Origin of the sequence: Pseudomonas sp. BNK-15 (genome assembly GCF_047456105.1) — a bacterium.
Classification (GTDB): Bacteria; Pseudomonadota; Gammaproteobacteria; order Pseudomonadales; family Pseudomonadaceae; genus Aquipseudomonas; species Aquipseudomonas putida_E.
In genome coordinates, this window is sequence record NZ_CP179898.1 from 1,946,639 (window position 1) to 1,959,110 (window position 12,472).

At 54.6% G+C, this 12,472-nt stretch carries 14 protein-coding genes and 3 pseudogenes; 9 read left to right on the forward strand and 8 right to left on the reverse strand.

The genetic code is table 11. The features are described from left to right. Window positions 1-281 precede the first annotated feature (281 nt). From ACMGF5_RS08910 to ACMGF5_RS08920, 3 genes are all read left to right on the forward strand, one after another. Window positions 282-1,205 carry a hypothetical protein gene (locus tag ACMGF5_RS08910; protein ID WP_011953102.1) on the forward strand — a complete coding sequence of 308 codons (924 nt, stop codon included), beginning with the start codon at window positions 282-284 and terminating at the stop codon, window positions 1,203-1,205. Between the two features lie 205 nt (window positions 1,206-1,410). Continuing rightward, window positions 1,411-1,635, forward strand: a complete 225-nt coding sequence (locus tag ACMGF5_RS08915) for a hypothetical protein (protein WP_011953103.1) — start codon at window positions 1,411-1,413, stop codon at window positions 1,633-1,635. A 14-nt stretch (window positions 1,636-1,649) separates the two neighbouring features. Then, window positions 1,650-1,856: a hypothetical protein gene (locus ACMGF5_RS08920; RefSeq protein ID WP_011953104.1), complete on the forward strand. Its 207-nt coding sequence runs from the start codon at window positions 1,650-1,652 to the stop codon at window positions 1,854-1,856. Between the two features lie 143 nt (window positions 1,857-1,999). Here the strand turns inward: ACMGF5_RS08920 and ACMGF5_RS08925 are convergent, their stop codons facing one another. Beyond that, window positions 2,000-2,128, reverse strand: a complete 129-nt coding sequence (locus ACMGF5_RS08925; RefSeq protein WP_003253468.1) for a hypothetical protein — start codon at window positions 2,126-2,128, stop codon at window positions 2,000-2,002. 122 nt (window positions 2,129-2,250) lie between these two features. Next, window positions 2,251-3,523 (reverse strand): annotated as a pseudogene (locus ACMGF5_RS08930) (phosphoethanolamine transferase). A 490-nt stretch (window positions 3,524-4,013) separates the two neighbouring features. Between ACMGF5_RS08930 and ACMGF5_RS08935 the strand changes: the two are divergent. From ACMGF5_RS08935 to ACMGF5_RS08945, 3 genes are all read left to right on the forward strand, one after another. Further along, the gene (locus ACMGF5_RS08935) at window positions 4,014-4,352 is read left to right on the forward strand and encodes a zinc ribbon domain-containing protein (RefSeq protein WP_095041103.1); all 339 of its coding nucleotides are present in this window, start codon (window positions 4,014-4,016) and stop codon (window positions 4,350-4,352) included. A 54-nt stretch (window positions 4,353-4,406) separates the two neighbouring features. Then, window positions 4,407-5,312, forward strand: a complete 906-nt coding sequence (locus tag ACMGF5_RS08940) for a cation diffusion facilitator family transporter (RefSeq protein WP_095041102.1) — start codon at window positions 4,407-4,409, stop codon at window positions 5,310-5,312. Between the two features lie 157 nt (window positions 5,313-5,469). Further along, window positions 5,470-5,820 (forward strand): DUF3147 family protein, encoded by a 351-nt coding sequence (locus ACMGF5_RS08945; protein WP_095041101.1) that lies wholly within the window; start codon window positions 5,470-5,472, stop codon window positions 5,818-5,820. A gap of 32 nt (window positions 5,821-5,852) precedes the next feature. Here the strand turns inward: ACMGF5_RS08945 and ACMGF5_RS08950 are convergent, their stop codons facing one another. Next, window positions 5,853-6,179: a DUF2790 domain-containing protein gene (locus tag ACMGF5_RS08950; protein WP_095041100.1), complete on the reverse strand. Its 327-nt coding sequence runs from the start codon at window positions 6,177-6,179 to the stop codon at window positions 5,853-5,855. 688 nt (window positions 6,180-6,867) lie between these two features. Here ACMGF5_RS08950 and ACMGF5_RS08955 point away from each other — a divergent pair. Together ACMGF5_RS08955 and ACMGF5_RS08960 are read left to right on the forward strand one after the other, a co-directional pair. Further along, window positions 6,868-7,542, forward strand: coding sequence for a heavy metal response regulator transcription factor (locus ACMGF5_RS08955; RefSeq protein ID WP_047279654.1), 675 nt, complete (start codon window positions 6,868-6,870; stop codon window positions 7,540-7,542). Next, a complete protein-coding gene (locus ACMGF5_RS08960; protein WP_047279653.1) occupies window positions 7,539-8,957 on the forward strand; it encodes a heavy metal sensor histidine kinase in 1,419 nt (472 codons plus the stop codon). The genes ACMGF5_RS08955 and ACMGF5_RS08960 overlap by 4 nt, the downstream gene beginning before the upstream one ends. 142 nt (window positions 8,958-9,099) lie before the next feature. On the opposite strand, the gene ACMGF5_RS08965 is transcribed toward ACMGF5_RS08960, so the two are convergent. Beyond that, window positions 9,100-9,603, reverse strand: a complete 504-nt coding sequence (locus tag ACMGF5_RS08965) for a hypothetical protein (RefSeq protein ID WP_169862265.1) — start codon at window positions 9,601-9,603, stop codon at window positions 9,100-9,102. A gap of 266 nt (window positions 9,604-9,869) precedes the next feature. Between ACMGF5_RS08965 and ACMGF5_RS08970 the strand changes: the two genes are divergently transcribed. Beyond that, entirely contained in the window at window positions 9,870-10,091 is a 222-nt protein-coding gene (locus ACMGF5_RS08970; protein ID WP_047279652.1) for a hypothetical protein, read from the forward strand. A 135-nt stretch (window positions 10,092-10,226) separates the two neighbouring features. On the opposite strand, the pseudogene ACMGF5_RS08975 reads toward ACMGF5_RS08970, so the two are convergent. The 4 genes and pseudogenes from ACMGF5_RS08975 to ACMGF5_RS08990 all read right to left on the reverse strand — a co-directional run. Continuing rightward, window positions 10,227-10,826: pseudogene (locus ACMGF5_RS08975) on the reverse strand (IS66 family transposase zinc-finger binding domain-containing protein); the annotation flags it as partial. Window positions 10,827-10,880: 54 nt separating this feature from the next. After that, window positions 10,881-11,228, reverse strand: a pseudogene (gene tnpB, locus ACMGF5_RS08980) (IS66 family insertion sequence element accessory protein TnpB); the annotation flags it as partial. Window positions 11,229-11,238: 10 nt separating this feature from the next. Continuing rightward, the gene (locus ACMGF5_RS08985) at window positions 11,239-11,484 is read right to left on the reverse strand and encodes a hypothetical protein (protein WP_169862263.1); all 246 of its coding nucleotides are present in this window, start codon (window positions 11,482-11,484) and stop codon (window positions 11,239-11,241) included. Between the two features lie 650 nt (window positions 11,485-12,134). Further along, the gene (locus tag ACMGF5_RS08990; protein ID WP_371326763.1) at window positions 12,135-12,461 is read right to left on the reverse strand and encodes a four-helix bundle copper-binding protein; all 327 of its coding nucleotides are present in this window, start codon (window positions 12,459-12,461) and stop codon (window positions 12,135-12,137) included. Between the last annotated feature and the right edge of the window lie 11 nt (window positions 12,462-12,472).

The following is a 12,472-nucleotide window of genomic DNA, read 5'->3' on the forward strand; positions in this document are numbered from 1 at the left end:
GGTTTGACCTTAGCTGACCGGCTGCTCTACAAACCAATTGATTTTCTCCGGAGCCGGTGTCACTGTCGCTCCAAGAATAGCCCCCACGCCTCGGGCAGGTCCCAGACCTGTACTGCGCATCAGGGGGTTAGTTGTTTCTAGGGCCCGCCCAGGTCGATCAGGCATGCTTTGGGCTGGCCTCAAACCAGTGGGTGACCACCAAAAGGGTCAGTTAGGCCTACTGCTGCCTATCCTCGCTCGTTACCATCCAGAAACCCTCTATTGATACGGTTTCAGCAAAGATGGATGTCTATAAGCTCCGCATCGAAGACACAGAAAGCAAGATCATCGACAAGGAAGGTTTCGAGGCCGAGACCTTCCGCAGAGATCCGTGGTACCAGCCTGGAAGTGCGGGCAAGCTAGCTCAGTTTGCTGTATGCCCGGCATGCGACAACCCTGTCCAGCTGGTTGGGCTGTATGAGCTACCGCCTAACGTGAAGAACCCATTCGGGAAACATGCTACTAAGAGCATTCGCGGCATCGCTCCATTTGATAGTGAGGCCCGTAACGATTGCCCGTACTTCAAGCCTCGCCAGCATAAGAAAACAGAACGAAAAACCAGGTTTGACGGCGTCCCGCGGAAGATTCTCAAGCTATTGATCGAACAGTTCGATCGCGTGGTTTACATCCTGGAGAAAGAGACCCAACTGGTCCTTTCCGAGAACGCGTTGAGAGGCATGCTGCAGCGTTACAAGGGAGAGCGTGGCTACCTCTATACCGGCGCGACGCTTCGCAATGTGCCATGGATCTTTGCTTACATGTCGGACGCCACCCGCCTGTTTGGCCAGAAGGTCAGTGGAAATGCTGAGCTGGTGAAAGCTATTGCCGCTGAGGTGCCGGGGGCGGAAATCAGCAGCACTGGTCGGCTGGAATCGAAGAAGGTGCCTGGTTCGAAGGCGGCATATTTTGATCTCAAAATGAGTTTCATCCGCCATCGAATCGTCAAAGACAGTGAAGCGTCTGGCTTGGTTGAAAGCATGGAGTTTGTAGTGTCACAGCCTCGCGGAGGTGAGCTTGAGCACATTCACAAGGAAGTCATCAAATTCGATTCGGCTTGGTTCGAATCTCTTATCCGGATGCCGGTTGATCATCCTTATCGCAGAATGGATAGAGTGAAGATGGCCCGGGAGGAACTGGGCGATCTGCTGGAGCTGACTCAGGCCTGAGGAGGCCTGCTGTAAACCACTTTTTTTCACTGTAAACCACAGTGGTTTACAGTGAAAAAAGTGGTTTACAACGTAGCTATGACACGCGCCCTGGCCACTCCCCAGGCCAGCGCGCTCCTCATTGGTTCGTTCAGCCGGACGTCGAACACCTGTGCTGCTCGGGGCCTTGCCACGCCGCGGTGTCCTATAATTCATCTTCAGCTGAATGGAGCAAAATGTTGTGAAGCGCACATTCATTGGAATGGTCGAGGCTGGTGAGCCACTGATGAGGCAAGCGCTTGAAGCTATCCGACAGGCCCACGAAGCGGAGGCTGCTGGATTGCCAGACCTTGAGGTACAGCGTCTTCACCTATTGGCAGATTCGCTCTATCAGGCGGTCATTGATTTTCAGCTCCTCAAAGCAGGTAAACCACCGTCGACTATCCAGTGAGGACCTGCCGCTACATGACGAAAAAGATACCAGCTCTTCTCCCCGACCACCCCATGTATACCGACGCAGTGGATGCGATGAAGCAATACCACGAGGCGCAGGCTTCTGGCTCATCTGCCGAAGAGGTTGAGCGCCTGCGTCAAATCGCAGAATCACAATTTCGGGCTGTCAGCGAGTATCAGCTCAACGCTCTGGGATATCAGTCTCGTCGTCCGCACTGAAGGGATAACCGATCCGGAGGTAGCTTCAGAATCCATCAAGCCAAGCGGAAGACTCACGACTGGGTCCGATTGATCAGCGAGACAGTCGGGAAGGTTTGCACACAGCCCAAACAAAAAAGCAGCTCCCGAGAGCTGCTTTTTTCTTACTCGCCCTTTTTGTGCTTGTGGGGTTTCAGGTCCGGATGGTCCTTCTGCTTTTCAGGGGTGACTCGCTGCCTTTTGTCCGGAGTGCCATCTTCATTGGTGCGCTTTGGGCCTGGCTTGATGCTCATGCAAAACTTCCTTTTCCGCTTGGGTTGTTGAATGCAGCTATGTAATTAGTCCAGCTTCTCTCAGCTGTCAAAGCAGGCTGGTGCAGAACCGCCTGGCCGATGATCCGGTCCACATCGAACATTCAGAGGCCAGAATAAAAGCCTCCGGCCAAGGGCTTGCAAGGGGCTGTAAAATCCAGCGCTGAGCGATACGAAGACGTCTGGACGTTCATCATGCCGAGCACGGTGTGGAACAGGTTGTCGTGGCTCAGCGATGACGTGGTTTGAGCTTTCAAACAACCCACGTTGACCTTTTCACTCTTCGCGAGCGAGTCAGACATCCAAAGTACCAACGGCACCTTTGTTTGCTCGTCAGGAGCCATCGCGTAAGGCAGCCCATGCAGATAGAGCCCACCCTCCCCCAGCGATTCGCCGTGGTCCGAAACGTACATCAGCGCAGTGTCGAACTTGGTGTTGGCCGCCAAGATATCGATGAGATTTGCAGTCACATAATCGGTATAGAGGATTGAGTTGTCGTAGGCATTGACCACCTCCTCCTGCTTACATTTGTCGAGCTCGTTGGTCTCGCACACCGGTGCGAATTTCTTGAATTGCGAGGGGTAGCGCTTGTAGTAGGCCGGGCCGTGACTGCCTTTGTAGTGGAGCACCAGGACAGCATCGCCTTCCTGGCGCTTGATGAAGTCTTGCATCTCCGTGAGCAGCACCCCGTCCTTACACTCCTCGCTGGTGCACAGTTGGGAATCCGCGTGAGAGGCAGCCTTGTGGTTGGGAACCCTGTCGCAGACCCCTTTGCACCCCGAGTTGTTGTCAGTCCACATGACACTGATGCCAGCGCGTTGAAGCACGTCGAGCAGCCCTTCTCGGCTCTTGGCCAAGCCATCTTTGTACTGGGCCTTACCCACGTCCAGGAACATGCATGGCAGCGAGACCGCGGTAGCGGTGCCGCAGGAGCTCACGTTCGTGAAGCTAATGACATTTCGCTTTTCTAGTTCCGGATTCGTTTCACGGGAGTAGCCGTTGAGGGAGAAGTTGGCGGAGCGAGCGGTCTCTCCTACTGCCAGTACCAGCAGCCTGGGTTTACGAGCCGCACCCTGTCGATTAACTACCGCATCAGTACCAATGGCCGTCAGCGTTTTAGGTGAGGCCAGCTGACGCTTCAGGCACCCATGCGAATACTATGACTGGGAGGCTGGCCGCTAGCAGCCAGTTCACTTCATCGGTTTTGAATACCAGCTTCCAGAGCACGTTCCGGAGCTCTGCGTTCGCGAATAGCAGCAACCAAAAAGTCACCAGGCCGATTAGCAAATTAGTACTGATGCCTTTCTGCCGCGCATTGCGAATAGCAAAGATCCATTTGCTTAACAGGGTGTGAACAATGGATTTGGAAGGTGTCATTATCAAACTCTGGAAGCTGCTTATCCATGGCGGTAGCTATGGAGTTAGCGGGAGCTACAAGGCAAGCCGTCGACAGATGCTAAGCGATTGCGCAATGTGCGGAGCGCCAGAGGCCTTAGGCCCCTAGGCGTTGGAGACGCTTAGTATGTGTGAGGCATAGGGATAAAAAGAGAAATGAATCTCGCTGAGCGCATTATTTCCGGGACCTGATAACGACACGATGACCTCGGGATTACAATGCTGACAGAAATCCAATAACAGCTGTTTTGATTGTCATTGATCACGCTATGATCAAAATTAGGGGGATACCACCCACTAAAAGCAATACGCCGCTCAGCTAGATAAATTTAATTTCACAAACAAAACGGTTTCGTTTTGTCGTAGGCTAATTTTGAACTTCCAATTAAACTTACAAGTCTTTTTCGCGAGCAGAACATTATTTTCAACTTTTGCTCGTTAATATGTCACCCATCAATGAGGGGCGAATACCATGAGCTTTTTCAAAAACATCCTGGGCGAGCACCATGGCCGTGGAAACCACGGTGGAGGCAAGCACCACAGCGGGGGACATGGGGCCGAGCAGTATGATCGCCATGGCCGGCAGCAGGGCTGCGACGGCGGTAATCAGGTGTATGACGGCGGGCGCCCTGCCACTCCTGCCCCCATCAAAGATCTGCAGGGCTGCAGGCAGTGCCGGACGGCCAACGATCCGTCAGCACGCTTTTGTCTAAACTGCGGAACACCGCTATCGAGTGGTTGCACCGCCTGCGGCTCGCTGCTGAGTGCAGGGGCAAGATTTTGCAGTCAGTGTGGCCAAGCGACGCTCTAAGGCTAGGTAGACAGGAAGGCCAACGAGACCACAACCCTGCGCAAGGAGAAATACGTGGGTTCAAATCATGACCATGGCAGCGCCGCAGTACGCGAGGGGCATCAGAAGAAGCTAATCATGGCGCTCGCCTTGACTGGCAGCTTCATGATTGCAGAAGTGATCGGTGCGTGGATTACCGGCAGCCTGGCGCTGCTGTCGGACGCATCTCACATGTTTACAGATACTGCCGCCTTGGCGATCTCACTGATTGCACTTCAGATAGCCAAGCGGCCGGCGGATCAAAAAAGAACCTTCGGCTATGCGCGTCTGGAGATTCTGGCTTCGACGTTCAACGCCGTGCTGCTCTTTCTCGTGGCAATGTACATCTTGTACGAGGCCTACCAGCGCTTCTTCATGCCGGCGGAGATCGCTACGGGAGCGATGATGTGGATCGCAATCGCCGGCCTGATCATCAACCTAATCTCGATGCGCCTTCTGGCATCAGCGAGCAACGAAAGCCTCAACGTCAAAGGAGCCTACCTCGAAGTTTGGAGCGACATGCTCGGCTCGCTAGGCGTAATCATCGCGGCGCTCATCATCCGCTTCACCGGCTGGACCTGGGTCGACACGATTGTCGCTGTGGCAATCGGCCTTTGGGTACTTCCGCGGACGTGGCAACTGCTTCGCGAAAGCCTGGGAATCCTCATGGAGGGTGTGCCGAGGGGGCTCGACGTTACGGCAATCGAGGCCACGATCCTCGGGGTAGATGGCGTCACGGACGTACATGACTTGCACGTCTGGGCCGTCAGCAGTGGCAGCAACGTGATGACGTCGCACGTAGTAATACGGGATTCTGCAGATGGGGATGCTGTGCTGGCGGCCGTCGTGGAAGCTGTCAGCGATGCATTCGAAATCCATCACTGCACCATCCAGATCGAGCGGGCAGCTTTCCACGAGAGCGTTCCCTCGCCTTCGCACTGATCGATCGGTAACACCATGCAAACACATCACCTTCCTGGCTGAGGGTGATGCTGCAATAGAAATGCGGTGAGGGATGGCGTAAACGGCAGGAGCGCTTCGAGAGGGGTTGGTGAATGGCTTCGCCTGCCCCCGTCCACAACCTCCAGAAGGCTCAGCGATGGCTTGGATCATCACGAAGTACCTACTCACTGCCGGTATAGTGATTCTCGTATCAGAGCTGGCGAAACGCAGTGACAAGCTGGGCGGCCTGGTCGCCGCCCTACCCTTGGTCACGGTGTTGACGCTGGTCTGGCTCTACTTGGAGAACCAGAGCATGGAGAAGATCGCCAACCATGCCTGGTACACGTTCTGGTACGTGCTTCCGACCCTGCCGATGTTTATCGCTTTTCCGTTGCTGCTACCTAAGCTCGGCTTTTGGCCGACACTGATCTGCAGCATCCTCATCACAATGGCCAGCTTCGGGGGCTTCGTGATACTGCTGCGCCGGTTCGGCATTGAGCTTCTGTGATCCGGTGGCCGTAGGGATCATCTTGATGAGTCTTAACGGCTATTAACGCACTCGCCCTTCACTAGGTAGCGAACCATGTGCAGTTCGCCTTTCGAGTCTTCGTAGGTCATCATGCTTCTTACATCCCCGCAGTACCGCACGCTGGGTGATACATACACCAACTTACCAACGTCCAGGTCCATGCCGTAGGCGTAGTCTTCTAGTTGAGGCATGGGCTTTTTTACGCGTTGAGCATAATCCGCAGTAGCCTCTCTAGCAGAACGCTCGATGCGTTGATTAATCTCCATACCGCTTTGGGCATTGGCTGTTAGTGATGTAAAGAGCATAAACACGGCGATCGCTGATACTGTAGTGTTCATAAGAAGTCTCTTAATAAAAAAGCGCCCGTAGGGGGCGCTAAAATTCACCTACCAAAGGAGCGTATGGTTTACAGGTGAATGCACTGGCGCGAACAACTGCTCGATGCTCTTGCCAAGCTGCTTTGAAATGAGACAATTTCCAAAGCAGCGATGCCTCTTCCGCTGCCCTTAAACTAGCAAAGGAGGCTAACACCAAGATGATCGCGCAATTACAATTTGGACATGTAATAGATTGTAAGATAAATATTCGAGAGAATATCGAGCCGCCACGTGAACTAATTTGCAGAAAGGCGCTGCAGTTTACGGCCGTGCATGGGGACTGCCTGCGTGGCGCCCTCGATCCAAGGCCATTACCAGTCCTTGCAAGCTAGCGACCGAAATGCTGCCTGTCCTGGCCGATTCCACCTATCAGGCGAAGCTGTCGTACTCCGTCGCAGGCCCCAGAATCCGCTAAGCTAAGAGATGGAGCCTGCATGACTGTCAGAAATCTTGCGGCTACATTACAAATTTGTAGGATTTCGCCGCGGCCAGCTTCTTCGCGTTAAGATTCAAGCGTCCTCAGGTGACCCGGCGTATGGACAGAGGTAGCGACTACCACATGCCATACCCCCAGCCAAACTTTCCAACAGCCTGCAACCATAATCTTGGCGGATTAGGCCAACTCCTTCCTCATACCTTGAGATAAGTTATGCGCGTTCTAGTTGTGGAAGACGAAATTAAAACTGCCGAATATCTTCAGCAGGGCCTATCCGAAAGCGGGTATGTTGTAGATATCGTGCACAACGGTGTAGATGCCCTGCACTTGTTCAACACTAATGTCTATTCGTTGGTCCTGCTGGACGTGAACCTCCCAGGTATCGACGGCTGGGACCTGCTGGAAACCATCCGTAAAACCAGCCGGGTCCGTATCATCATGCTGACCGCCCGCGGACGCATCAATGACAAGCTCAAGGGCTTGGACGGCGGCGCGGATGACTACCTTGTGAAACCATTCGAATTTCCTGAACTGCTTGCTCGCATCCGTTCGCTACAGCGCCGTGGTGATGAGTTAGTCGAGAAGAGCTCACTGAAAATTGCCGACCTGGAACTCGACTCCGTCCGCCATCGCGTTTTCCGCAGTGGCACACGCATCGATCTCACCACCAAGGAGTTTGCGCTCCTGCACCTGCTTATGAGCCGAACGGGCGAAGCGCTGACTCGCTCTCAGATCATCTCGTTGGTCTGGGATATGAATTTCGACTGCGACACCAATGTCATCGATGTCGCCATCCGGCGCCTGCGCTCTAAGATCGATGACCCGTTTGAAACCAAGCTCATTCACACGCTCCGTGGCGTTGGGTACGTTTTTGAGGAACGCGCATGAGGCCATTCAGCCTGGCTGCAAAGCTGGGATTAAAAGTTGGATTGATGAGCGCAGCGCTGCTGCTGATGTTCGCTACCTTCGGTTACATGATGGTTGGGCAAGCACTGGATAGAAATGCTCGCATCGATCTCGGCGTCAAAATGGAGGCAATGGCGCACAGCCTTTCCGAAATTACTGATATTGCCGATGTCAGTTCAGATTCGCACAAGCTGGTGGATTTGGTCACAGGCCAGAACAACCTCTACGTAAGCATCTACAGGTCCGCAGAGAGTGAAGATCCTTTACTCACCATCGGTTCCAAACAGATCAATCGAGAGGTTCATAGGTTCCAAGCTGCGGCGCAGACCACGGAATACGAGTGGAGCGACTATAATGGACGGCCCCTGCTCAGTGCTTCTCAGGCCATGACTCTGGGCGATGGTACGGAGGTCGGCGTCTACATGACTGCTGATCAGTCATCCAATGAAGCACTACTCGATGCTTTGCTAACCTGGGGGCTGATGATGTCCCCTGTCATCCTCGCGTTGATCCTGGCCATTGGCTGGTGGACTGTGCGCAGAGGCCTGCTGCCTCTGACCAAATTCCTCAAGGTAGCGTCAAAGATCTCAACCGAGAGCCTCGACCATCGCCTTCCAACTGATGGGATGCCAGCAGAACTCAAGAAGCTCGCCGACGGTATCAACATCATGCTGGCTCGCCTGGATGATGGGGTTCAGCAGCTTTCGCAGTTCTCTGACGATCTCGCTCATGAACTTCGAGCACCGCTTTCCAACCTTATGGGTAAGGCTCAGGTAGCCTTGACCAGAGAACGATCACTTTCCGAATACCGGGAGGTTCTGGAGTCGTGCACAGAAGAGCTGGACCGCATGAGCCGCATGGTTTCGGACATGCTGTTCTTGGCCCAGGTCAGTCATCCAGCATCAATGGTGGAGTTCGAACCCGTCTCCTTGGTCGACGAGGTTCAGCGAGTGTGCGATCTCTTCAGCATTTCGGCAGAAGAAGGCGAGATCCAGCTGCAGATCTCTGGCAGTGATGACGTGGTGCGCGGGAACCGCCTGATGGTTCAACGTGCCGTCTCGAATTTGGTCTCGAACGCGATCCGTTACTGCCCTCGTGGCCGCACGGTCTACGTGAAGGTGCAGCATAGTGCGAGCGGTACGACGTTGAGTGTCGGCAACCCCGGCCGCGGTATCGCCAAGGAACACCACGCGCACTTGTTTGAGCGGTTCTACCGTGTGGACAAGAGCCGAGCACGGAGCGAAGGCGGTACCGGTCTTGGCTTGGCCATCGTTCAGTCGATCATGAGCCTGCACCAGGGATCGGCGAGCGTGGAGGTGACCGAAGAAAACTTCACTTGGTTCCACCTTCACTTTCCTGCAGCCCAGCAACTGCAGCCGGCAATGACCGCCGCTTAAACCGCGCAGACATGATTAGGCCCGTCAATCGACGGGCCTTTTTGTCTGCCTCACTGCATCAGTGCCGGAGGACCACAGGGTCCATGGGCGACCGCAGAATCACCGACTTAATAATCTTCTGTTCGTCAGGATTGGCGTTCTTTCACAGGTGGGAGAAATACTGAGCATTCACTTTCTCTTGAGCACTTACGCTGCCGGCGGCATCGATCAGGCGCATGGTCGAGTAGACACAGATCAGCGCCAAGATGAAGAATGCCGTGGCGACCACCATCACATAACGCTTGGCCAGCACCGGTGCCCGCTTGAGCTCCTGGATAGAGGCGTCCGCTACCTTTGCCGCTGCTGTTAGCTCTGAGATCAGTGGCTGGATGGCGGTGTCGACTCCGCGGCATGCAGCTGAATACGCTGCTGCAGCGGCGCGCAAGGCAACCTCTTCCGCATTCGACCAAGCCTTCTCTGCCTTTCGCACCTCCTCCTGAATCTGCCGGCCGACAGCGTCCACCTGCTCCACCAGTTCGTTCGACCTCTCCAGAACAGCGCTGGAGGTGCGCGTCTGCGAGGTCAGCTCATCGAGCTGGACAGTGAGTTTTTCAGTGCAGCGGCGAAAGTCACCGATAGCAACTGCCCAGGGCTCTATGTAATTCATGGCTATCTCCTAGGGCGGCCAACAACGCCGCGCTGAATTAACGCGCTAGATATCAAAATTGTAATTTGAGAGAAAATTCTTAATCCACCTCGACAATGCCGAGATAGACATGATCCTTCCAGATTTGACGATTTAACACATCCTATCTGCAGCCTAAATTACGGAATTGTAATTATTGACTCACCTTGTCGTTAGCTTCGTGTTCCTAAACTACAAACCAACAAAGGCCGCTAATCAGGTAGGCCTAGTATGAACCGAGGTTCACAATGAAATTTGTCAAATCTATCGCTATTGGCAGCCTGCTGCTGGGTCTCATGGGTACCGCTTACGCTGAAGGCGGCTTCGAGCGAGCGAAACAGTTCAACGAGAACTTCCGAACCGAACAGGCTCGCCTATGGAGCGATGACGCTTCGGACCAGAACAAACAACAAGTCGCTCAAGAGCAAAAGAAAGAAAGCAAGGATGGTAGGGAACAAGCCGACAATTAATCGGCGGTTAAATAGGACTTCAAATGACAAAAGTAATTGACAAAAAAGCCAGGGTAAAACCTGGCTTTTTTGTGCTTGGAATTTAGCCTTCGTTCTCGCGTGGCGTTTCCGCATTGCTTTCTCCGGTCAGACCCAGTGAGCGGCAAACTCGGCCACCATCACGTGGGCCAGCAGGCCTGCGGTTGGAATACCTTTGTCGATGACCTGGGCCGGAACAGGCGCCTGAATCAGGGTTTCGCACTGACGGCAGGCCCATTTACCACGTACATGCTGCTCGACGGTAAACACGCCCGGCGTGTAATCCAGCTACTCGCTAACGTCTTCGCCGATGCGTTGAAGTTGGCAGCCTCAAGCGCACTGAGTGTTTTCCGGTTCGTGACGGATCACCGTGCGTGGAAACTGCGGCGGCAATGGTGCACGTTTCGGCGATTGCCGTGGCTCGACCTGTGACGAAGCTGGGAGGAGCTGTTTCAGCTCTGCTTCGATAGCTTCAAGATCTGTGTCGAGCAGATCATCCAGCAAGCTGCCTTGTGCTTGGCTGATCTGCTCGCTGCGCTTGGCAAATTTGTGGCGCTTGAGCAGGGCGATCTCGAACTTGAACTGTTCGATGAGAATTTCATCATTTTGGATCTTCCTGCTCATCGCCTCGACTTGGGACTGCAACTGCGACGCCTGTGCCGCCAAGGCACGAAGCTGTTCCGGGGTCATATGGTCGAGGTTGGGCGAGGAAGTCATGCCGCTGATTGTGCCAGAGCAGGCCCGAAACGACGACGAGCAGACCCGCTGCCACGGCAGGCCCAGCACCAACGCCTGGAGTTGCTCGCTGTCGAGTTCGACCTCACAGCCATGGCGAATGCCGGGCCAGTGAAACTTCCCTTGATTCAGGCGCCGCGCGGCAAGCCAGACGCCCACGCCATCATGCACCAGCACTTTCATCCGGTTAGCGCGGCGAATGGCGAACAGATAAGCGCAATGCGGCTTCGCCGCACCGAACACCGCGATCACTCGGGCCAATGCCGTTTCGGTTCCGGCGCGCATGTCCATCGGCTCGGTGGACAGCCAGATCGCATCGATGCGGATCATTGGGCCACAGCCCGGATAAATTGCGCGCAGCCCTCGGGATCCGAGGCTGGCCATTTCAATGTGATTACTTGCCCGGCCATGGGCAACTCGATGACCACTGACGCTTCGGCTGGCCGTTTACGTTCCAGTGCAGGAACCGGCAATCCTTGTGCTTATCAAGCCACTGGAAAAAGCCTTTCAGCATCGACTTTTCGAATTTATTGAGCTCTGCTTGCATGCTAGAGAGCTGTTTACTGAGCTCTGCTTCTTTATGGATGGACCATGACTTGGTCTGGCCGGTTTTTAGGTTTCGTGTGGCGATGGATGTCACACGTTTCGACTCCCCGGTATCGTTCTGATAAAACGATTCGCAGGAGTAGTGGATTACGTAAACTCGGTTCGCGTCGAGGTAGAGGTCTTCGATTAAAGCTCTGCTCCTCTTGCGATCCTTTACCCGATCTAGCTCTGCTCCCACACCTTTCCCCTCAACCCAGTGCAATGTAGGCGAGCTAGCGATTCTGCCCTCAAATGTAGGTGCCCGCTAGATTCACCTCTAGCTCTGTCTATGACTCTGGCGAAGGGTACACCGCCTGGGGACAATCGGCCTGCTATGTCTTGGCGGACTGCCCTACCAATTGGCGGGGCCTACAACGGCCGCTTTTTAAGGTCGATGGAAAGCAGGACCATACGCTCCTGCCGAAGCTAGCTGGCAGGCGTCAGCCAAGAGGCGTATCCTACAACTGCTTGCTCCGAGACTTGTTGGCCTACAGCCTCCCCTTGGAGACATCTGATAGCCCGCCGCCGAGGCGGGCTTCTTGCTACCAGATCCGTAGGCAGCGGTGGCTAGGTGCCCAAGCTAGGCTCCGCCAGAGCGCATACTCAACATCAGCGATCTACCCGTCTCCCTAGTCCGACGGTTATCGACGTATCCAAGTCCTTTATCAGGCGCATGGAAAGCCGGCGAAGACTGGGCTAGATGCGCTACGCAGCCATTGCTTCGCAGGATTCTGCGCAGGCCATACAGGCCTGTGCGCAATGCTGACAGTGGTCTGCCTTATGCTGACCGCACTCCTCCCCGCAGGCCCGGCAAATTTTGGCGCATAGGGCACATAGCTCTCTGGCAAGCATGCTTTCTCGTGCCATCAAGGTAGCCGCAAGCTTGCACATATCTGCGCAATCCCTGTCCAGCTTGATGCAGTCAGCCATCATTTTTACATCCTGTTCTTGAAGGCAGGCTGTCGCACAGCCTTCACAGGCCAGCGCACAGCGCAGGCATTCCGAGATGCATTCTTCAAAGCGACTGTTCATGGTCATATCTC

Bases quoted from the DNA above. Each gene is read 5' to 3' on its own strand.
- ACMGF5_RS08935 (WP_095041103.1), top strand. From the start codon at position 4,014: ATGAGCTTTTTCAAAAACATCCTGGGCGAGCACCATGGCCGTGGAAAC.
- ACMGF5_RS08970 (WP_047279652.1), top strand. From the start codon at position 9,870: ATGAAATTTGTCAAATCTATCGCTATTGGCAGCCTGCTGCTGGGTCTC.
- ACMGF5_RS08915 (WP_011953103.1), top strand. From the start codon at position 1,411: ATGGAGCAAAATGTTGTGAAGCGCACATTCATTGGAATGGTCGAGGCT.
- ACMGF5_RS08960 (WP_047279653.1), top strand. From the start codon at position 7,539: ATGAGGCCATTCAGCCTGGCTGCAAAGCTGGGATTAAAAGTTGGATTG.
- ACMGF5_RS08920 (WP_011953104.1), top strand. From the start codon at position 1,650: ATGACGAAAAAGATACCAGCTCTTCTCCCCGACCACCCCATGTATACC.
- ACMGF5_RS08925 (WP_003253468.1), bottom strand. From the start codon at position 2,128: ATGAGCATCAAGCCAGGCCCAAAGCGCACCAATGAAGATGGCACTCCG.
- ACMGF5_RS08945 (WP_095041101.1), top strand. From the start codon at position 5,470: ATGGCTTGGATCATCACGAAGTACCTACTCACTGCCGGTATAGTGATT.
- ACMGF5_RS08910 (WP_011953102.1), top strand. From the start codon at position 282: ATGGATGTCTATAAGCTCCGCATCGAAGACACAGAAAGCAAGATCATC.
- ACMGF5_RS08965 (WP_169862265.1), bottom strand. From the start codon at position 9,603: ATGAATTACATAGAGCCCTGGGCAGTTGCTATCGGTGACTTTCGCCGC.
- ACMGF5_RS08955 (WP_047279654.1), top strand. From the start codon at position 6,868: ATGCGCGTTCTAGTTGTGGAAGACGAAATTAAAACTGCCGAATATCTT.
- ACMGF5_RS08990 (WP_371326763.1), bottom strand. From the start codon at position 12,461: ATGAACAGTCGCTTTGAAGAATGCATCTCGGAATGCCTGCGCTGTGCG.
- ACMGF5_RS08950 (WP_095041100.1), bottom strand. From the start codon at position 6,179: ATGAACACTACAGTATCAGCGATCGCCGTGTTTATGCTCTTTACATCA.